This is a genomic window from Pseudomonas sp. SIMBA_067, from assembly GCF_046534675.1.
Lineage (GTDB): Bacteria > Pseudomonadota > Gammaproteobacteria > Pseudomonadales > Pseudomonadaceae > Aquipseudomonas > Aquipseudomonas putida.
Window position 1 is genome coordinate 102,939 of the sequence record NZ_JAWRYH010000008.1, and the last position, 20,870, is coordinate 123,808.

Consider the following 20,870-nt stretch of genomic DNA (forward strand, 5'->3'; position numbering starts at 1 on the left):
AGCCCGAACTGGCGGCCTTACTCGACCAGTTTTGGCAAAAGCCGGTCCAGTCGCTGATGCAAGGCACTGCCACTCGGCCAGTTGCGCAGCAGCCGTGCCCGGTCGCGGGCATAGGCCGGGGCGAAGCTGAGCTGGGTGGCGTGCTGGCACATGGCATCAAGGTCGATCAGCGACCACTGGCCGTTGTGCCAGAACAGGTTATGGCCTTTGAAGTCACCGTGGCTGATACGCTCGCGAATCAGCTGCTGCATCACATGGACCAGGGCATCCACTTGCTCCTCGGGTGCATCGCCACTTTCGACGTAGGGCGCGAAGCATGCCGTCAGGTCCGGGCCGTCGACATACTCGGTGACCAGATAGGCACGGCTACGCAGGCCCAGCACCCGCTGTTCCAGCACCGCGAGAGGGCGAGGCGTGGCGATGCCAAGGAATTCCAGGCGGTGGCCTTCGATCCACGAATGCCAGGCCCGGCTCGGGCGCCAGAAGCGCTTGAACCAGTGCGCGGTGTTCTTGATGTTGTAGCGCTTGAGCACCAGCTTGCGACCGTTCACCTCGATACGCGCCACGCTGGCGGCGCCACCGGTCTTGTACAGGTGGCCCTTGTCGATCAGCGCATCGGCCTGCTCCAGCACCGGCTGCATGGCGTCGACTTCGCTGCGGCGGATCGCCTGCAAGCCCGAGAGGCTGCGCTGGACGCTGAACAGGCTGCACTCGCGGCCCGCTTTGTCCAGGTAGTCCTTCTGGCGCCAGTTGCGCACCTTGTCCACCTGCTTTTGCAGGGCTTCCAGGGGCAACGCATGCTCGGCGTTGGCCAGCAGATAGTGCACCAGCAGCTCTTCGATGAACGGTTCCAGGCGCTTGGGCAGCTGGGCGAAGAACACCCCGAGGTTTTCCAGCACGCGCGGGCGTGACAGCTGCTGGCCAGGCGTTTCGGCCTTGATACCGGCGCCGTCGATCAGGTACAGCTTGCCGCCATGGCGCAGCAGGTTGTCCAGGTGCAGGTCTTCCTGCCAAAGGCCCTGGGCGTGCATGTGCGCGACAGCAGTCAGCGCTTCACCCAATACCAGATGTTGCTCGTCAGCCAGCACCGGCAGGTTTTCCACCGCCGCCCAGGCATCGGCCAGGCTTTCGGCGCCGTCGAGGAATTCGAACAGCAGCCAGCCGCCCTCGCCTTCCTTGAGGCCATCGGCCAACAGTTTTGGCGTGGTCAGGCCTTGCTCGGCCAGCAGCTTCACACCTTGCAGTTCGCGCTGGAAATGCCGGGCGGCGTTACCGCCCACCAGCAGCTTGGCCAGCACCGGGGTCCCGCGCCACACTCCGGCGCCAACATAGCGCTGGCCCGGCAACACGCGCAGCAGGCTGAGCAGTTGCAACTCGGCGCTGCCGGCGGCATCCGCCAGGGTGATGCTCAGGGGCAACGACGGGCTGCGCCCGGCATCTTTCAGTTCGGACAAACGCATCAGCGGGCCTCTTTTTCACGACGGCGTTGCGTCAGGCGTTGCAACCAGTTGTTGACCAGCGTGCTGTCAGCCGGCTGCGCCAGGTAGGTCGCCAGCATTGTGCGCACATCGGCCTCGCTCCAGACCGGGGCGCGGCGCAGCAGCGGCTCCAGGTCCTTGAGGCGGTCACGCATGCCGAACAGCAATGGCCGGGTCTTTTCCAGGTCGATCAGTTGCGCGTCCCAGCCTTCACGGCGCTGGCGCAGGAAAATGTGCTTGGGGTAAAAGCAGCCATGCACCTGGCCGGCGCTGTGCAGGGTGCGCGCCAGCTGGCCGCATGCCTTGAGGATGCCATTGCGTTCCGCATCGCCCAGCTGTGGCCACTGGGCCAGCAGGCTGTCGAGGTCGGCCCACTCGTCCAGCGCGCGGGTCATCAGGATGGCCCGGTGCTTGCCGCCCTGCTTGCGCTCGCCATAGAACACCGCCTGCAAGGCCGGAATGTGCAGCTTCTGGTAGCGGCTGATGTTGCGGAATTCGCGGGCGAAGGTGGGCTCGCCAAACGGTCGGTGCAGGGTGCGGGTCAGGTAGTCGCTCTGGCGCTTGAGATAGTAGCCCTTGCCTTCGAGTTCCAGGCGGAACACGCTGCTCCAGCCGCCACGGCCGGTGTTGGGTTCATCCACTGCCTCAAGTTGCAAGGCCCACAGCGCCTCGAAGTCGTCCAGGCCATGGCGTTTGAGCAGCGCGAGGTCCGCGCTGGCCAGGTAATCGGTCATTCCCTTCCCTCGAAAAAGCCCAGCACCTGGCGAATGCGCTTCTTGTCACGCTCATTCAGCCGGTCGCGGCCACGGTATTGCAGATAGAAACGCAGGCGCTGGGTGGCCGACAGGTGGTATTTGGCCACTTTGTCCAGGCACGCCAGGTCCTTGATCATCCGGTGCCGCCACATGAAGCCGCGCCAGAAGTCGCCGGTGGGGCAGTCGATGAAGAATAGCGTGCCTTGGTCATCGACCAGCAGGTTGCGCCACTTCAGGTCGTTGTGAGCAAAGCGGTGCTCGTGCATGACCCGGGTATGGCGCGCCAGCTGGCGGCTGAGGTGGTCGACCCAGGCGCGGTCGGCCAGGCGCGCATCGTTGCGCTCGGCGAGTGCCGACAGGTCTTCGGTGTTCGGCAGCTCGCGGGTGATCATCGCCCCACGACCAAAGGCCAGGCCCTTGCGCTCCAGCCCCCAGGCCACCACTTCCGCGGTAGGGATGCCCCACTTGGCGAATTGCTTGAGGTTCTGCCATTCGGCCTTGATGCGCGGCCGGCCCAGATAGCGGCGCATGTGCTTGCCGGCGCCGGTGTAGCGCTTGACGTAGTAGTTGACCCCATCACGCTCGATGCGCACCACCTCGCTGAGCGGGTCGCGGGTCAGGCGCTCGCCTTGCAGGGCAAATACCGCATCGAGGCTGCCGAAGTCCGTCGCCAGGTGTTCGTAACCCGGCGCCAGTGTCCAGCCCGCCATCAGAGCGCATCCCCGTAGCGTTGTTTGCGGTCGTAGAGTTTCTGCGCCTTGCGCTCCAGCCAGGCGAGCAACTGGGCTTCGTCCTTCAGCACTTGGCGCAGCGGGCGCTGGAAGTAACCCCGCAGGAAGCGCAGCTTGTCGCGTTGGGTCAGGCCGATGTCCAGCGCCGAGAAGTACAGCGCGGCCAGGTCCTTGTCGCGCCAGCGGCGGCTGATGGTTACACGGGTCTGGGCGCGGTGCAGGTCGATCACCGACAGTTTGAAATCGTCCGCCGTCACCGGGCGGTCGGTGTGCAGCAAGAAATGGCAGATGTAACAGTCGCGGTGGTTGACCCCGGCGCGGTGCATGCCGCCAGTCATCTTCGCCACTTCGGCGATCAGCGCACGCTTCAGGCGCGGCTCTGGCGGCTGCTTGACCCAGTCGATACTGAAGTCTTCCAGGCTGATGGTGGGCGCCAATTCTTCGGTGATGATGAACGAGTGCTGCGTGGCCGGGTTGCTGCCCCGCTCGCCATAGGCGACAGCGGTCATGGTCGGCACACCCACCTCGTGCAGGCGCTGGATAGCCCGCCATTCCTGGCCGGCACCGAGCACCGGCAGCTTGGCGGTGAACAGGTTCTTGAAGATCTCGCCCCAGCCGATGCCGCGGTGGATCTTGACGAAAAAACCCTCGCCAGCCACTACGGTGCGCAGCGTGCGGCGCCCTTCCAGCTCGCGATAAACCTCGCCTTGCAGCGCTTCTACGGCATCGAAGGCATCACGCCCGGCCCACAGGCGCTTGAACGGTTCGGCCAGTATCAGCTTCATACGGTTTTCTGCCCCAGGATCACGTCGGCAGCATGCTGCGGCATGCTGTACAGATCGGCGGTTTCAGCAAACGCCAGGCCGTTGCGCGACCAGCTGGCGCGGGCCTGCGGGTCTTCGAGCATGCGTTGCAGGTAACCGTCGAGCTGGTCCTGTTCGAACGGTTCGTCCAGCACCAGGCCGCAGTCGGCCTCGGCAATGTAGTGGGCGTAACCGCACACTTTGGACACCAGTACTGGCAGGCCGGCCACCAGCGCTTCAAGCAGCACGGTGCCGGTGTTCTCGTTGTACGCCGGGTGAATCAGCACGTCGGCACCCAGCAGGAAGCGCGGGATGTCGCTGCGGCCCTTGAGGAACTGCACTTGGTCGCCCAGCCCCAGGGTGGCGCTTTGCAGCTGGAACACCTTGGGGTCGTCCTGGCCGATCACCATCAGCTTCGTGCGTTTGCGCAGGGCCGATGGCAGCGCGGCCAGCGCCTTGAGGCTACGGTCCACACCCTTGGTCTTGAAGCCCGAGCCAATCTGTACCAGCAACAGGTCGTCATCGCCCAGGTTGAATTCCTTGCGGAACTCGGCGCGTATATCGGCAGCGTTGGCCGGCGCACGGCGATCCTGGGAAATGCCCGGCGGCAGCAGGTGGAAGCGCTCCACCGGGGTGCCGTAATGCTTGATGAACAGCGGCTGCTGCACCTCGGAAATCATCAACACTTCGGTGTGGGCGTCCTTGGCGAACACCGCACGCTCGTACTCGGCAAAGTGCCGGTAGCGGCCCCAGCGGCGGTACAGGCCGCCACGCAGGGTTTGCGCCTTGTCTTCGAAGCAGCCGTCGGCGGCGTAGTACACGTCCAGCCCCGGCATCTTGTTGAAGCCGATCAGGCGGTCGACCGGGCGCTTGGCCAGGTCGGCGGCCATCCAGGCGCTGAGCTTCTCGTTGCGACGGTGGTTGAAAATCGCCTTCACCGGCGCCACCAGCACTTCGAAGCCCGGCGGAATGTCACCCTCCCAGATCAGCGTGTACACACGGATCTGGTGGCCCCGCTTCTGGCATTCCAGGGCAATGCGCATAAAATCGCGCTGCAGCCCGCCAAAGGGGAAATATTTGTAAAGCACGAAAGCCAGTTGCATCAACGGACATCCTCAGCCAGCAGCAACGCGCTCAAGCGGCCCGCCACATGCTCGGGATTCAGGCGAGTGAAGCACAGCGGCCACTCGCGTTTCAGATCGAACCGGCGCAGGTCGTCGGCGCTCGGTTTATAGGTGCACTTCTTCTGCAGGCAGGGAGCGCAAGGCCAGTCACTGGCTTGGTGAATCTGGGTCCGTCCGTAGGCACCCGTCAGGCCCGGGTTGGTCGGGCCGAACAGCGAAATGGTCGGCACATCGAGTGCCGCTGCCAGGTGGCCAAGGCCGGTATCGACCGCCACACAGGCTTTTGCCGCCGCCAATACACGTGCAACGCCGGCAAGGTTCAATTTGGGGAGTACCTGGCAGTTGTTCAAGCCCTGGGCAATGCGCTCGGCCCGTGCCTTCTCGGCAGGGTTGCCCCATGGCAGGCGCACTTCCAGCTTGCGCCGGCCCATGCGCTCGGCCAGTTCGCGCCAGTAGGCTTCGGGCCAGTGCTTGGTCGCCCAGGTGGTGCCATGCAAGAACACCACGTAAGGCGCGGCGGGCGGCAATTGCAGGCGCTCCAGGTCCAGCCCGTAGTCGCCAATGCCTTCTGGCAAGTCGTAGGCCAGGGCCATGGCGAACAGCTGGCGCACCCGCTCCACCGCGTGCTGGCCGGTGGCAACCGACAGGCGCCGGTCATAGAAGCGGCTGGCCCAGCCTTCACGGGCCGAATAGCGGTCCAGGCCGGCGACCGGGGCCTTCACGTAGCGGGTCAGCCAAGCCGACTTGACCAGGCCCTGGGCGTCAATCACCAGGTCGTACTTGCGCTCGCGCACACGCTGCTTGAACGCCTTCCACTCGCCGCTCTTGAGGGTTTGCCAAAGGTTCTTGCGCCAGCGGCGAATGGCCACCGGGATAACCTGGTCGACCGCAGGGTGCCAGCTGGGGATTTCGGCGAAGCCTTCCTCCACTACCCAGTCGAAACGAATGCCCGGGATGGCGTGGGCGGCATCGGTGAGCGCCGGCAGGGTGTGGATCACATCACCCAGCGACGAGGTCTTGATGATCAGTACCCGCACTTAGTCGACCTCAGCCACGGTATCGATCAGGTCCGGCCCGCTCAGGCTGTGCAGGGCGGCGATGACTTTGCCCGGTTCCAGCAGGCGCAGGCAGTTGTAGTGGCCGAAACGGCAGGTACGGTCGAAGCATGGGCTGCACTCGATACCGGTACGCACCACCTCTACCTGGTCGGCCAGCGGCGGGGTGAAGCCGGGCGACGTCGAGCCGTACACCGCCACCAGCGGGCGGTTCAGCGCGGCGGCCACGTGCATCAGGCCGGAGTCGTTGGACACCACGGCATGGGCACAGGACATCAGGTCGATGGCCTCGGCCAGCGAGGTTTCACCGGCGAGGTTGGACGATTCTTCACGCAAACCCGGGATCAGCCGGTCGCGGATCTGCTCACCGACCGGGTGGTCGTTCTTCGAGCCGAACAGCCATACCTGCCAGCCCTGGCGAACCATCGCGTCGGCCACCGCAGCGTAATGCTCGACCGGCCAACGCTTGGCCTCCCCGAACTCGGCGCCAGGGCACAGCGCCAGCACCGGGCGGTCCAGCTCCAGGCCGAACTTGGCCAGTGCAGCATCGCGGCTTTGCGCTTCGATCTGCAGGCTGGGGCGCGGGTACGGCTGCGGCAGCTCGGCGCCGGGCGCGTAGGCCAAGGCCATGAAGCGCTCGATCATCAGCGGGTAGCGGGCCTTGTCCAGCTTGCGCACATCGTTCAGCAGGCCGAAGCGCAGTTCACCGCGCCAGCCGGTACGCTTGGGGATGCCAGCGAAGAACGGCACCAACGCCGACTTCAGCGAGTTGGGCAGCAAGATGGCCTGGTCGTACTGGCCGGCCAGGGATTTGCCGATGCGCCGCCGCGTAGCCAGCTCCAGTGCGCCGTGGCCGAGCGGGAAGCTCAAGGCCTGACGTACTTCAGGCATACGCTCCAGGATCGGCCGGCTCCACTCGGGGGCCAGCACGTCGATCACGCAGTCGGGGTGGTGCTGTTTCAGGCACTGGAACAAGGTCTGCGCCATCACCATGTCGCCGACCCAGCTGGGGCCAATGATCAGTATTCTCATGCTTAGTCCAGAAACGCTCGGGGAGGCTACAGGCTGCGGTACAGCCTGGCCTCCCCTCTTTATATTCAGGCTATGTGGCGGACAGTGTACCACCGGTGGTGAGGCATGAGCCTTTAGGGCTGCTTTGCAGCCCATTCGCAGCACAAGGCTGCTCCTACAAGGAATCGCGTTCCCCTGTAGGAGCAGCCTTGTGCTGCGAATGGGCCGCAAAGCGGCCCCAGCAATATCAAGTCAAACCCAATTCACCCCAGATCCGCCGCACTTCACGGCGTTCATCGGCAAATTGCGTCGCATCGATCACCCCGGCCTGCTTCTGCAGGGCCTGGCGGTGCGAGGCCGAGCGGAACGCCTTGTACACTTCACGCAACAGCACCGCGTCACTGGCCGGCATCAGGTTCGCCTGCTCCAGCTCTTCCAGAATGCGGATGTTATCGGTCCATCGGAGTATGGCCGGATGGTCGTGAGACCAGGCCAAAGCGGCGTATTGCACCATAAATTCGATATCGACGATACCGCCGGCATCCTGCTTGATATCAAACGGCACACCGGCCTCGAAGGCATTGGCCGCGGTACCGGCAGCCGTGGCCTTGGTACCGAGGTTGCCGCGCATCTTGGCGCGCATTTCACTTACTTCTGTGCGCAGTTTTTCCAGGTCTCGCGCCTGGCCCAGCACCTTGGCGCGCACGCCTTCGAACGCCGCGCCCACCTGCTTGCAACCCACCAGCACGCGGGCTCGCACCAGCGCCTGGTGCTCCCAGGTCCACGCTTCGTTCTGCTGGTAGCGCTCGAATGCGCCCAGCGAACTGACCAGCAGGCCGGAAGCACCGGACGGGCGCAGGCGCATGTCCACGTCATACAGCTGGCCCGAGTTGGTCTGGGTGGTCAGCAAGTGAATGATGCGCTGGCCCAGGCGGGTGAAGAACTGCGCACTGTCGATGGGCTTGCTGCCGTCGGTTTCTGCGTGCGGGTCGCCGTCGTGGATGAACACCAGGTCCAGGTCCGAGCCATGGCCCAGCTCCAGGCCGCCGACCTTGCCGTAGCCAATGATGATGAACCCTGGGTCGCACAGGCTGCCGTCGCTGCGCCTGGGCTGGCCGTGGCGGGCCACGGTCTGGCGCCAGGCCAGGGCCAACACCTGGTCGAGGATGGCTTCGGCCAGCCAGGTCAGGTAGTCGCTGACCTTCATCAACGGCAGGTTGCCGCTGATTTCCGAAGCCGCCACGCGCAGGCTGTGCGCCAGCTTGAAGTGGCGCAGCGCTTCCATCTGCTGCTCCAGGTCGTCCTCGGGGATGCGCGTCAGGCGCTCGCGCAACTCGCTGGCCAGCTCTGGGGCCAGTGGCGGGCTGAACAAGCGGCCTTCATTGAGCAGTTCGTCGAGCAGCAGCGGGTAGAGCGCAATTTGCTCGGCAATCCACGGGCTGGCGGCGCACAACGTCAGCAGGCGGCGCAAGGCGCCGGGGTTTTCGGTCAGCAGTACCAGATAGGCAGAACGCCGCGCCACGGCCTCGACCAGCGGCAACACGCGCTCAAGCACCAGGTCAGGGTTGTCATGCTCCACCGCCTGGGCCAGCAGGCGTGGGATGAAGGCATCCAGGCGCTCACGGCCGATACGCTGCATCGAGCGCAGCTGCGGGCTGGAGCGCAACCCGGCCAAGCGCCGCAGGGCTTCGACGGGCTGCTTGAAACCGGCCTCCTCCAGCTGCCGGCCAGCGGCTTCCTCGTCCTGTGCCTGCTCCCACAGCGGCGACCATTCGCCGCCCACCACAAGTTCGCCCTCGCCATCTTCGTCATCCGGGTCGGCGATCACCTGGCGGAAGTGCCAGTCGATACGGCCACGCCAGTACATCAGCTGGTCGTGGAAGCTCTGCCAGTCGGCAAAGCCGAGCATGTAGGCCACACGCGCCTGGTCGGTCTCACCTTCCGGCAGCATTTGCGTCTGGCGGTCGGCGATGGCCTGGATGGCGTGCTCGGTATAGCGCAGGAACTCATAGCCCTCGCGCAGCTCGGCGACCACCGCCGGCGGCAGGTAACCCTGGCCCTCGAGGGTGGCCAGCACCTTGAGCAACGGCCGCTGCTGCAGGCTGAGGTCGCGCCCGCCGTGGATCAGCTGGAAGGCCTGGGCGATAAACTCCACCTCGCGGATGCCACCGGCACCCAGCTTGATGTTGTCGGCCATGCCCTTGCGCCGCACTTCCTGCTGGATCAGCTGCTTCATGGTGCGCAGCGCTTCGATCGCGGAAAAGTCCAGATAACGGCGGTACACGAACGGCCGCAGCACCTCCTGCAACTGCGCCCCGGCCACCTGGTCGCCCGCCACCACCCGCGCCTTGATCATGGCGTAGCGTTCCCAGTCGCGGCCCTGGTCCTGGTAATACTGCTCCAGGGCATTGAAGCTGAGCACCAGTGCGCCGGCCGAGCCATAGGGGCGCAGGCGCATGTCGACGCGGAACACGAAGCCATCGACGGTCACGGGGTCCAGCGCCTTGATCAGCCGCTGGCCAAGCCGGGTGAAGAACTCCTGGTTTTCCAGCGAGCGCTTCACCCCTTCGGTTTCGCCACCTTCGGGGAAGCCGAAGATCAGGTCGATGTCCGACGACAGGTTCAGCTCCACCGCCCCCAGCTTGCCCATGCCCAGCACCACCATGTGCTGCGGCTGGCCGCTGCGGTTGCCGATGGGCGTGCCGAACTGCTGGCAATGGCGCGGGTATAACCATTGGTAGGCTTCGTCGATGGCGGCATCGGCAAGGTCCGACAGGTCGCGGCAGGTTTCGCCAAGCTCTGCCTGGCGGGTGATGTCGCGCCAGATGATGCGCAGTTGCTGGCGGTTGCGCGCGCGGCGCAGGTTGCGCGCCAGCTCGTCGTCGCTCTGCGCAGCCTGGGCGGCCGCCGCGATTTGCCCACGCAGCTCACCCGGCGCATAACGCCGCTCCAGCTCGCCACTGGCCAGCAGCTCGAACAGCATGGCCGGCTCGCGCTGGGCCAGGCCCAGAACAAAGTCGCTGGCGGCGGCAACCTGGTCGAATTGTTGCCGGTGCACCGGGATCCAGGCATTCAGGTCGAGGTCGGCGTGAGCGGCCACTGCATCACTGAGGAATTGCCGGTTGCGGGCCAGCAATGGCTGGAGGGTGGCGGGTAGATCGGACGGCAAAGGCAGGCGCATGGTCTATCCTTGATCGGCGTGAAATAGAAGGGAAAAAGCGGCCAAGGGGAAGCCGGACCACGGTTGGACTGTCGTACAAAAGTTGGAAATAGCTGAAAAAAACGAAAACTTGGCAACAAACATCAAGAAGCACCCGTTCGCGTCACAATGCCAACCACCATGAACGTTTTTCCTCACAAGCCAAGGTGCGACCAAACGTCGCAGAAATGTAGTTTTACTACTACTCATGTCGTGTAAAAGCATGAAATGCGCAAGCAAATGTAGTAAAACTACACGGCGCCGGAAGACACCCCGGTAATCCAAGAATTCACGACGTCTGCCCATAAGGCCAGTCGCAACTTCAGGCAATCGATTCTGGTTGCCTTTCCGCCCTGGAGCAAGCCATGCAAGACCTCGATCCAATCGAAACCCAGGAATGGCTGGATGCCCTGGAGTCGGTCCTCGACAAAGAAGGCGAAGACCGCGCTCATTACCTGATGACCCGTATGGGCGAGCTGGCCACCCGCAGTGGCTCCCAGCTGCCGTATGCGATCACCACGCCATACCGCAACACCATCCCTGTCACCCACGAAGCACGCATGCCTGGCGACCTGTTCATGGAACGCCGCATTCGCTCGATGGTGCGTTGGAACGCCTTGGCCATGGTCATGCGCACCAACCTGAAAGACTCGGACCTGGGCGGACACATCTCCAGCTTCGCCTCCAGCGCCACCCTGTACGACATCGGCTTCAACTACTTCTTCCAGGCCCCAACCGAAGAACACGGCGGCGACCTGATCTTCTTCCAGGGCCACGCTTCGCCAGGCGTCTACGCCCGCGCCTTCATGGAAGGCCGCATCAACGAAGACCAGATGAACAACTTCCGTCAGGAAGTGGACGGCAACGGCCTGTCTTCGTACCCGCACCCATGGCTGATGCCTGACTTCTGGCAGTTCCCGACCGTATCGATGGGTCTGGGCCCGATCCAGGCCATCTACCAGGCGCGCTTCATGAAGTACCTGGAAGCCCGTGGCTTCATCCCGGCCGGCAAGCAGAAGGTCTGGTGCTTCATGGGCGACGGCGAGTGCGACGAGCCGGAATCCCTGGGCGCAATCGCCCTGGCCGGCCGCGAGAAGCTGGACAACCTGATCTTCGTCATCAACTGCAACCTGCAGCGCCTCGACGGCCCGGTTCGCGGCAACGGCAAGATCATCCAGGAACTCGAAGGCGTGTTCCGTGGCGGTGGCTGGAACGTCAACAAAGTGGTCTGGGGCCGTTTCTGGGACCCACTGCTGGCCAAGGACACCAACGGTGCCCTGCAGCGCCGCATGGACGAAGTCATCGACGGCGAGTACCAGAACTACAAAGCCAAAGACGGCGCGTACGTTCGTGAGAACTTCTTCAACACGCCAGAACTCAAGGCCATGGTCGAAGACCTGTCCGACGACGAGATCTGGAAGCTCAACCGTGGCGGCCACGACCCGTACAAGGTCTACGCGGCGTACCACCAGGCTGTGAACCACAAAGAGCAGCCGACCGTCATCCTGGCCAAGACCATCAAGGGTTACGGCACCGGTGCTGGCGAAGCCAAGAACACCGCGCACAACACCAAGAAGGTCGACGTCGACAGCCTGCGTCACTTCCGTGACCGCTTCGACATCCCGGTCAAGGATGCCGACCTGGAGAACCTGCCGTTCTTCAAGCCGGAAGAAGGTTCTGCCGAAGCCAAGTACCTGGCCGAGCGTCGCGCTGCCCTGGGCGGCTTCGTACCACAGCGCCGTGCCAAGAGCTTCAGCGTACCGACCCCATCCCTGGAAACGCTGAAAGCGATCCTGGACGGCTCGGGCGACCGCGAAATCTCCACCACCATGGCCTTCGTGCGTATTCTGGCGCAGCTGGTCAAGGACAAGGAAATCGGCCAGCGCATCGTGCCGATCATCCCGGACGAAGCCCGTACCTTCGGTATGGAAGGCATGTTCCGCCAGCTGGGCATCTACTCGTCGGTCGGCCAGCTCTACGAGCCAGTCGATAAAGACCAGGTGATGTTCTACCGCGAAGACAAGAAGGGCCAGATTCTCGAGGAAGGCATCAACGAAGCCGGCGCCATGTCGTCGTTCATCGCTGCCGGTACTTCGTACAGCTGCCACAACCAGCCGATGCTGCCGTTCTACATCTTCTACTCGATGTTCGGCTTCCAGCGCATTGGCGACCTGGCCTGGGCCGCTGGCGACAGCCGCACCCGTGGCTTCCTGATCGGCGGTACCGCCGGCCGCACCACCCTGAACGGTGAAGGTCTGCAGCACGAAGACGGTCACAGCCACATGATGGCGGGTACCATCCCGAACTGCCGCACCTACGATCCAACCTACGGCTACGAGCTGGCGGTGATCATCCAGGACGGCATGAAGAAGATGACCGAAGAGCAACAGGACATCTTCTACTACATCACCGTGATGAACGAATCCTACCAGCAGCCTGCCATGCCGGCCGGTGTCGAGGAAGGCATCATCAAGGGCATGTACCTGCTGGAAGAAGACACCCGCGAAGCCGCGCACCACGTACAGCTGATGGGCTCCGGCACCATCCTGCGCGAAGTCCGCGAAGCGGCGAAGATCCTGCGTGAAGAGTTCAACGTCGGTGCCGACGTATGGAGCGTCACCAGCTTCAACGAACTGCGTCGCGACGGCCTGGCCGTAGAGCGCGCCAACCGCCTGAAGCCTGGCCAGAAGCCACAGCAGACCTACGTCGAGCAGTGCCTGAACGGCCGCAAAGGCCCGGTCATCGCCTCTACCGACTACATGAAGCTGTTCGCCGAGCAGATTCGCCAGTGGGTGCCGAGCAAAGAGTTCAAAGTCCTGGGTACCGACGGTTACGGTCGCAGCGACAGCCGCAAGAAGCTGCGTCACTTCTTTGAAGTCGACCGCCACTTCGTGGTACTGGCTGCCCTGGAAGCCCTGGCTGACCGTGGCGAGATCGAACCCAAGGTTGTGGCTGACGCCATCGTCAAGTTCGGCATCGACCCGGACAAGCGCAACCCACTGGACTGCTGAGGAGTATTTTTAAGTGAGCGAACTCATTCGCGTACCTGACATCGGCAGCGGTGAAGGTGAAATCATCGAGCTGTTCGTCAAGGTCGGTGACCGTATCGAGGCTGACCAGAGCCTGCTGACCCTGGAGTCCGACAAGGCCTCCATGGAGATCCCGGCCCCGAAGGCCGGTATCGTCAAGGAACTCAAGGTCAAGCTGGGCGATCGCCTGAAAGAAGGCGACGAGCTGCTGGTGCTGGAAGTCGAAGGTGCCGCTGCTGCGGCGCCTGAGGCTCCGGCCGCGGCCGCTGCCCCGGCTGCTGCTCCAGCGCCTGCCGCCGAAGCCGCCCCTGCTCCTGCCGCAGCCCCGGCTGCTGCCAGCGTGCAGGACATCCACGTGCCGGACATCGGCTCGTCGGGCAAGGCCAAGATCATCGAAGTGCTGGTCAAGGTCGGCGACACCGTCGAAGCCGACCAGTCGCTGATTACCCTGGAGTCCGACAAGGCCTCCATGGAAATCCCGTCGCCGGCTGCCGGCGTTGTCGAAGAAGTACTGTGCAAGCTGGAAGACGAAGTCGGCACTGGCGACCTGATCTTCAAGCTGAAAGTCGCGGGCGCTGCCCCGGCTGCTGCGCCAGCACCTGCTGCTGCACCGGCGCCAGCCAAGGCTGAGGCTGCTCCGGCCGCCGCGCCTGCCGCTGCTGCCCCTGCTGCTGCCCCTGCACCGGCTGCTACCGCACCGGCTGCTGGCAACAATGCCAAGGTTCACGCAGGCCCGGCTGTTCGTCAGCTGGCCCGTGAATTCGGTGTCGAGCTGGGCGCAGTGGCTGCCACCGGCCCGCACGGCCGTATCCTGAAGGAAGACGTGCAGGTTTACGTCAAGGCGATGATGCAAAAGGCCAAGGAAGCCCCGGCAGCCGCCGGTGCAACCGGTGGCGCTGGCATCCCGCCGATCCCGGTGGTGGACTTCAGCAAGTTCGGTGAAGTGGAAGAAGTGGCCCTGACCCGCCTGATGCAGGTCGGTGCCGCCAACCTGCACCGCAGCTGGCTGAACGTGCCGCACGTGACCCAGTTCGACTCCGCCGACATCACCGAGCTGGAAGCCTTCCGCGTTGCGCAGAAGGCCGTGGCCGAAAAAGCTGGCGTGAAACTGACCGTGCTGCCATTGCTGCTCAAGGCCTGCGCCTTCCTGCTCAAGGAACTGCCGGACTTCAACAGCTCACTGGCGCCAAGCGGCAAGGCCATCATCCGCAAGAAGTACGTGCACATCGGCTTCGCCGTGGACACCCCGGACGGCCTGCTGGTCCCTGTGATCAAGAACGTCGACCAGAAGAGCCTGCTGCAACTGGCTGCCGAAGCCGCTGCACTGGCCGAGAAGGCGCGTACCAAAAAGCTGTCGGCCGACGACATGCAAGGTGCCTGCTTCACCATCTCCAGCCTCGGTCACATTGGCGGCACCGGCTTCACGCCGATCGTCAACGCGCCGGAAGTGGCTATCCTGGGCGTCTCGAAGGCGACCATGCAGCCAGTGTGGGATGGCAAGGCCTTCCAGCCGAAGCTGATGCTGCCGCTGTCGCTGTCCTACGATCACCGTGTGATCAACGGCGCTGCCGCCGCGCGCTTCACCAAGCGCCTGGGCGACGTGCTGGGCGATATCCGTACCATGCTGCTGTAAGGCAGCCCGCTGCCCCTCCTTGCGAGGGGCAGTACCCTTTTCGAGCTGCCACGCTCGTACCTCAACCCCGCCAATTGGCGGGGCTTTTTTTGTCCGCCGATAGGGTTTTGCCGCCTGGGAGATCGACCGCCGCCCGCGCGGCGCTCGATCTCCCAGGCGGCAAAAATCCCAACGCGATCTAAGTTTTCCGCCCCACCCGCCGATAACCTGTCCACAGCATCAAGCATGGCCGCTTGCCAGCCCTCGGGACATGATGCAACCTTGCCGAATCCGCCGCCGCTCCAAGGCCGCGCTCCCTGTTCAAGCGAGTCTTCGATGAAAAGCCAACCCGATGCCGCCAGCCGTGTGGCGGCCGAGGTCGTCACGCCGTTACCCGTGCCCTCGCGGCTCGGTATGCTGCGTTTCGAAAGGCTCAACGAAGCCACCTGGTCCATGCTCTACCTTGACCCGGCCTGCGAGCGCCAGTTTGGCCTGCACGCCGCCGACCTGTGTGCCCTGGTGGACGCGCCCTACGCCAGCCTGATGGAGCCCGAGGCCCGCTACCGGCTGCACGACGAGATCCAGCTGCAACTGGCCCAGCGCGGCTACTACCGCGTGCGCTACTCCCTGCACACGCCAACCACCTCGCTGCGCCTGCTGGAAACCGGTGAAGCCTACAAGCAGCACAACCGCCAGCTGTTGCGCGGTTACCTGAGCGTGCTCGACGACCAGCCCGACGACGCAGGCGAGAGTGCCAGCGACCTGGAGTCGCGCAACAACCGCCTGCAACTGGCCCTGCAACTGAACCAGCGTGCCCAGCAGGAACAACTGGAACACCTGGAGCGGGTACGCGGCCAGCAAGACCTGATCCTGCGCCTGGCACGCCAGCGCTACAGCGCCGAGAACTCCCTGCTGGAAGCCGCCCAGCTGATCACCCAAAGCGCCTGCGAAATTTACAAGGTCGACAGCGCCAGCATCTGGCACCTGGACGACCAGCGCCTGGAACCGATCACCGCCTGGTACCGCGACGCGCAGGAGCATCGCCAGCCCGAGGCCATCGATGCAAGCCGCTTCCCCGACTACCTTGAAGCACTGCACGCCAGCCGCGCCATCGACGCCCACAACGCCGGCCACGACCCGCGCACCCGCGCCCTCACGCAAAGCCTGCGCCCGGAAAACAAGGCCATGCTCGATGCCAGTATCCGCGTCGATGGCCAGGTGGTCGGCGTGTTGTGCCTGGAGCAGAGCGGCCAGCCACGGGCCTGGCAATCGGACGAGATAGCCTTTGCCGGCGAGCTGGCCGACCAGTTCGCCCAGGTCATCACCAACCACAACCGGCGCGCGGCGGCCAGCGCACTGCACCTGTTCCAGCGTGCGGTGGAGCAAAGCGCCAGCGCCTTCCTGCTGGTCAACCGCGATGGCCGGGTGGAGTACGTCAACCCAAGCTTCACCGCCATCACCCAGTACAGCACCGACGAAGTGCAAGGCCGCCAGTTGGGCGAGCTGCCTGCACTGGAAAACCTGAGCGAACTGCTGTTCGACTCGCCCTCCAGCCTGGCCATGGGCAATAGCTGGCAGGGTGAATTCAAGAGCCGGCGTAAAAACCTGGAGCCCTACTGGGGCCAGTTGTCGATTTCCAAGGTGTACGGCGACAACCGTGAGCTGACCCATTACATCGGCATCTACGAAGACGTCACCCAGACCAAGCTGGCCCAGCAGCGCATCGAGCGCCTGGCCTACACCGACAACCTGACCAACCTGGGCAACCGCCCGGCGTTCATCCGCAGCCTGGACGAGCGCTTCGTCCGCGATGGCGAAAGCGCGATGTGCCTGCTGCTGGTGGACATCGACAACTTCAAGCGCATCAACGACAGCCTCGGCCATCAGACCGGCGACAAGCTGCTGATCAGCCTGGCCCGGCGCCTGCGCAACAGCCTGCACAGCGGTGGCATCCTGGCGCGCTTTGCCAGTAACGAGTTCGCCGTGCTGCTCGATGACACCAGCCTGGAAGATGGCCAGGGCGTTGCGCTGCAGTTGCTGAGCACACTCGACAAGCCGATGTTCGTCGACAACCAGCTGATCAACGTCACCGCCTCGGTAGGCCTGGCTTGTGCACCACTGCACGGCGTCGACCCCGCCAGCCTGATGAAAAACGCCGGCCTTGCGCTGCACAAGGCCAAGGCCAACGGCAAGCACCAGGTACAGGTGTTTACCGAGGTGCTGAACGCCGAGGCCAGCTACAAGCTGTTCGTCGAGAACAACCTGCGCCGCGCCCTGACCCAGAACGAGCTGGAGGTGTTCTACCAGCCCAAGATCTGCCTGCGCAGCGGCCGCCTGCTGGGGCTGGAGGCATTGCTGCGCTGGAACCACCCCGAGCGCGGCATGATCCGCCCGGACCAGTTCATCAGCGTGGCAGAAGAAACCGGCCTGATCATACCCATCGGCAAGTGGGTGGTACGCCAGTCGTGCCGCATGAGCAAGCAACTGCGCGAGGCCGGGCTGGGCAACCTGCACGTGGCCATCAACCTGTCGCCCAAGCAGTTCTCCGACCCGGACCTGGTGGCGTCCATCAGCACCATCCTCAACGAAGAAGCCCTGCCCCCGCACTTGCTTGAGCTGGAGCTGACCGAAGGCCTGCTGCTGGAAGCCAGCGAAGACACCCACCGCCAGCTGGACGAACTGAAGGCCCTGGGCCTGACCCTGGCCATGGACGACTTCGGCACCGGCTATTCGTCGCTGAGCTACCTGAAGAAGTTTCCGATCGACATCCTCAAGATCGACCGCAGCTTCATCAACGAAATCCCGGATAACCAGGACGACATGGAAATCACCTCGGCGGTGGTGGCCATGGCCCATAACCTCAAGCTGAAGGTGGTGGCCGAAGGTATAGAGACGCCGGAGCAGCTGGCGTTCCTGCGCCGGCACCGCTGCGACGTGGGCCAGGGCTACCTGTTCGACCGGCCGATTCCGGGGCGCGAGCTGGCCGAGCGGCTGAAGCGTTATCCACGTGGCCCGGTGGCCTGACAGCAGCTCAAACCTCGGGCACTATAGAGGTCATTCGGGCCCTTTCGCAGCGCAAGGCTGCTCCTACAGAAAAGCGCGTCCCCTGTAGGAGCAGCCTTGTGCTGCGAATGCCCCAACACCTATCCCACTGAATTAACACAGAGGAACGGCCATGGTCCTGCGTTCGGAAATCCTGGTGAACAAAAACGTCATGCCAACTGCGGAACAGGCCCTGCCTGGCCGCGAAACGCCAATGAGCCTGCCCGAGTTCCACTACGTGTTCGAAGGCACCCCGCTGCTCGGCCCCTTCTTTGAGGGCGCCATCGACTTCGCCATCTTCGGCCTGGGTTGCTTCTGGGGGGCGGAGCGGCGCTTCTGGCAGCGTGAAGGTGTGGTCAGCACCGTGGTCGGCTACGCCGGCGGTTACACCCCGAACCCGACCTACGAAGAAGTCTGCTCGGGCCTGACCGGCCACACTGAAGTGGTGCTGGTGGTGTTCGACAAAGACAAGGTCAGCTACCGCGAGCTGCTGGCGATGTTCTGGGAACTGCACAACCCGACCCAAGGCATGCGCCAGGGCAACGACGTCGGCACCCAGTACCGCTCGGCCATCTACTGCACCAGCCCTGAACAGCTGGAACAGGCCAAGGCCAGCCGCGACGCCTTCCAGGCCGAACTGACCAAGGCCGGCTTCGGTGAGATCACCACCGAAATCGACCAGGCACCGACCGTGTACTTTGCCGAGGCCTACCACCAGCAGTACCTGGCCAAGAACCCGGACGGCTACTGCGGCATCGGCGGCACCGGTGTATGCCTGCCACCCAGCCTGCAGGGCAACTGAACCATGGCCACGATGACCCTGTTCCACTCGCCATTGTCGCCTTTCGTGCGCAAGGTCATGGTGGTGCTGCACGAGACCGCCCAGCTTGAGCGCGTGACGCTGCAACCGGTCAACATCAGCCCGGTCAGCGGCGACCCGCAGCTCAACCACGACAACCCGATCGGCAAGATCCCGGCCCTGCGCCTGGACGACGGCACCGTGCTGCATGACAGCCGGGTGATCTGCGAATACCTCGATCTGCAACATGTCGGCCTGCCATTGCTGCCCCGCGAAGGCTCGGCGCGCTGGCGGCGCCTGACCCTGGTGTCGCAGGCCGATGCGATCATGGACGCAGCAGTGTCGTCGCGCTATGAAAGCTTCCTGCGCCCAGAAGACAAACGCTGGGACGGCTGGTTGCAGGCGCAGGGCGACAAGATCCGCCGTAGCCTGGCCAACCTGGAGCAGGAGCACCTGCCCGAGCTGGTGTCCGGGTTCGACCTGGCGGCGATTGGCGTGGCCTGTGCGCTGGGGTATCTGGATTTGCGTCAGCCGGAGTTTGGCTGGCGTGAACGCCAACCAGGCCTGGCGGCATGGTATGCCGAGGTGGCCAAGCGGCCGTCGATGGTCGCCACAGCGCCGACAGCCTGACAGGGACATTCGCAGCACAAGGCTGCTCCTACAGGGGATGCGACCGCCTGTAGGAGCAGCCTTGCGCTGCGAATGCCTCACTTGGCTGTCACAGGAAACAACAGCCCGATCCTGAAGGCCAACCACCGCCCGATCTCTCTATCCTCCCTCATGCCGACCTCCCCACCCGCGCCCAGTCCAGCCGCCGGGTCAGCACCATGAACACCCCCAGCAAGCCAAAGCACAGCAGCGACCCCATCAGCAGCGCATAGTCTTCGGCACTCAGCAGCCCGTACAGCAGCGCATACAGCGCCGCCAGCCCCGCCGCAAACCCGATCCCTCGTCCCAGGCTGCGCAACACATGGCTGAGGTAGAAGCCGATCAGCAGCACACACGCCGAAGCCGACAGCCCGTACGCCAGGCCAAAGCCTATGTGCTCGGACAATGACAACAGCAGCAGGTAGAAGAACGCCAGCGCCACACCCACCAGGATGTACTGCACCGGGTGCACGCTCAGGTTTTTCAACACTTCGAACAGGAAGAAGCCAGCAAAGGTCAGCGCGATGAACAGCAACGCGTACTTGATCGCCCGCTCACTCTTCAGGTACTGGTCCACCGGGTCGACAAAGCTCACGCCGAAGCTACGCTCGCTGAAGTCTTCGCACTGGCCGGCAGTGGCGCATTGGCGCAGGGCATCTTCAAGGTTGGTGGCGAAGAACGACGTCTGCCAGTGGGCGCTGAAGCCTTGCGCATCGATGTCGCGGCGGTTGGGCAGATAGCTGCCGACAAAGCTCGGATGCGGCCAGTTGGCACGCATGTCAACGCTGCTGGTGCGGCCCACCGGCACGATGTGCAACTGGCCGGTGCCTTGCAAAGCAAGGTCGAAGCCGTAGCTGAATTCCCGTGCCTGCATACCGTCCAAACCCGGCAGGCTGGCATGCACGCCACCGCGCATCCAGTCGAGCTGGGTGCCGGCCTCGAACGGCACCTTCTGTTCGTCCAGGCTCAGTTCCAGGCCATTCTCGATGCCGCGGATATCGCTGATGCCCACCACCAGGAAGGGTTTGTCGAAGCGGTAGTCGTCGAAGTCTTTGTCGATGCCCCAACGCTCCGGGAGCTTGAAGCGGCCGCTGATACGCCCCTTGGCGTGGAACAGCCGGGCCTGATAGATGCCGCGGGCACGCAGTTCGGTGTCCACGCCCAGGTCGGCGGCGAAGGTGTCCGGCAGGAAGTACAAGTGGCCGGCGATGGTGCTGGTTTCCTGGGTGCGCTCGCCGTCCTTTTCGATCCAGCGGCGCTGGTACTTGCGGTACGGCACCACCAGCAGCGGGCCGCTGAGCTGTTGGTCGAAGCTGGCACTTTGGGCGATGTCGCGCAGCACGTTGTCGCGCAGGGCCTGGCGTTCATCGATCAGGCCGTTGATCAGCAGCAGCGGGATGAGCAGCAGCAACATGAGCACGGCGATCATGCCGAGTTTGTAACCGAGGGTCTTGGTCATGGGGCCTCCTTTGGCAGTGGGCGCAGTGTCTGCGCCTTGCGTGGAGGCTTTGGGGAGCTTGTGTGGAGATCGTGTGTACTTTCAAGGGCCAAATTGCCGACAACCCAGCTCCCACAGGTCCAGCG

Annotated in this window: 14 protein-coding genes; 5 read left to right on the forward strand and 9 right to left on the reverse strand. The window is 64.1% G+C overall.

Annotated features, from left to right (window positions below):
- Nucleotides 1-17: 17 nt before the first annotated feature.
- The 8 genes from SB765_RS18355 to glnE all read right to left on the reverse strand — a co-directional run bounded on the left by SB765_RS18355 (nucleotide 18) and on the right by glnE (nucleotide 10,138).
- Entirely contained in the window at nucleotides 18-1,460 is a 1,443-nt protein-coding gene (locus SB765_RS18355) for a lipopolysaccharide kinase InaA family protein (RefSeq protein WP_049272916.1), read from the reverse strand.
- On the reverse strand, nucleotides 1,460-2,212 hold the full coding sequence (locus SB765_RS18360) for a lipopolysaccharide kinase InaA family protein (protein WP_410911138.1): 753 nt from the start codon (nucleotides 2,210-2,212) through the stop codon (nucleotides 1,460-1,462). Before SB765_RS18360 ends, SB765_RS18355 begins: the two co-directional genes overlap by 1 nt.
- A complete protein-coding gene (locus tag SB765_RS18365; RefSeq protein ID WP_016497651.1) occupies nucleotides 2,209-2,943 on the reverse strand; it encodes a lipopolysaccharide kinase InaA family protein in 735 nt (244 codons plus the stop codon). The genes SB765_RS18360 and SB765_RS18365 overlap by 4 nt, the downstream gene beginning before the upstream one ends.
- Nucleotides 2,943-3,749, reverse strand: a complete 807-nt coding sequence (gene rfaP, locus SB765_RS18370) for a lipopolysaccharide core heptose(I) kinase RfaP (RefSeq protein ID WP_341797359.1) — start codon at nucleotides 3,747-3,749, stop codon at nucleotides 2,943-2,945. Before rfaP ends, SB765_RS18365 begins: the two co-directional genes overlap by 1 nt.
- Nucleotides 3,746-4,870, reverse strand: a complete 1,125-nt coding sequence (locus tag SB765_RS18375; RefSeq protein WP_410911137.1) for a glycosyltransferase family 4 protein — start codon at nucleotides 4,868-4,870, stop codon at nucleotides 3,746-3,748. The genes rfaP and SB765_RS18375 overlap by 4 nt, the downstream gene beginning before the upstream one ends.
- On the reverse strand, nucleotides 4,870-5,928 hold the full coding sequence (gene waaC / locus SB765_RS18380) for a lipopolysaccharide heptosyltransferase I (protein ID WP_016497648.1): 1,059 nt from the start codon (nucleotides 5,926-5,928) through the stop codon (nucleotides 4,870-4,872). Before waaC ends, SB765_RS18375 begins: the two co-directional genes overlap by 1 nt.
- The gene (gene waaF, locus SB765_RS18385; RefSeq protein ID WP_410911136.1) at nucleotides 5,929-6,978 is read right to left on the reverse strand and encodes a lipopolysaccharide heptosyltransferase II; all 1,050 of its coding nucleotides are present in this window, start codon (nucleotides 6,976-6,978) and stop codon (nucleotides 5,929-5,931) included.
- Nucleotides 6,979-7,204: 226 nt separating this feature from the next.
- Nucleotides 7,205-10,138 carry a bifunctional [glutamate--ammonia ligase]-adenylyl-L-tyrosine phosphorylase/[glutamate--ammonia-ligase] adenylyltransferase gene (gene glnE / locus SB765_RS18390; RefSeq protein ID WP_410911135.1) on the reverse strand — a complete coding sequence of 978 codons (2,934 nt, stop codon included), beginning with the start codon at nucleotides 10,136-10,138 and terminating at the stop codon, nucleotides 7,205-7,207.
- Nucleotides 10,139-10,521: 383 nt separating this feature from the next.
- Here glnE and aceE point away from each other — a divergent pair, with 383 nt between their 5' ends.
- The 5 genes from aceE (at nucleotide 10,522) to SB765_RS18415 (ending at nucleotide 19,268) form a co-directional block, all read left to right on the forward strand.
- Nucleotides 10,522-13,167: a pyruvate dehydrogenase (acetyl-transferring), homodimeric type gene (aceE, locus tag SB765_RS18395; RefSeq protein ID WP_019470533.1), complete on the forward strand. Its 2,646-nt coding sequence runs from the start codon at nucleotides 10,522-10,524 to the stop codon at nucleotides 13,165-13,167.
- A gap of 13 nt (nucleotides 13,168-13,180) precedes the next feature.
- Nucleotides 13,181-14,818 carry a dihydrolipoyllysine-residue acetyltransferase gene (gene aceF, locus SB765_RS18400; protein WP_016497644.1) on the forward strand — a complete coding sequence of 546 codons (1,638 nt, stop codon included), beginning with the start codon at nucleotides 13,181-13,183 and terminating at the stop codon, nucleotides 14,816-14,818.
- 315 nt (nucleotides 14,819-15,133) lie between these two features.
- Nucleotides 15,134-17,821, forward strand: a complete 2,688-nt coding sequence (locus SB765_RS18405) for a putative bifunctional diguanylate cyclase/phosphodiesterase (protein ID WP_016497643.1) — start codon at nucleotides 15,134-15,136, stop codon at nucleotides 17,819-17,821.
- Between the two features lie 151 nt (nucleotides 17,822-17,972).
- On the forward strand, nucleotides 17,973-18,641 hold the full coding sequence (gene msrA, locus SB765_RS18410) for a peptide-methionine (S)-S-oxide reductase MsrA (RefSeq protein WP_410911134.1): 669 nt from the start codon (nucleotides 17,973-17,975) through the stop codon (nucleotides 18,639-18,641).
- A gap of 3 nt (nucleotides 18,642-18,644) precedes the next feature.
- The gene (locus SB765_RS18415) at nucleotides 18,645-19,268 is read left to right on the forward strand and encodes a glutathione S-transferase (protein ID WP_041167498.1); all 624 of its coding nucleotides are present in this window, start codon (nucleotides 18,645-18,647) and stop codon (nucleotides 19,266-19,268) included.
- Nucleotides 19,269-19,416: 148 nt separating this feature from the next.
- Here the strand turns inward: SB765_RS18415 and creD are convergent, their stop codons facing one another.
- Nucleotides 19,417-20,745, reverse strand: coding sequence for a cell envelope integrity protein CreD (gene creD, locus SB765_RS18420; protein ID WP_410911133.1), 1,329 nt, complete (start codon nucleotides 20,743-20,745; stop codon nucleotides 19,417-19,419).
- Between the last annotated feature and the right edge of the window lie 125 nt (nucleotides 20,746-20,870).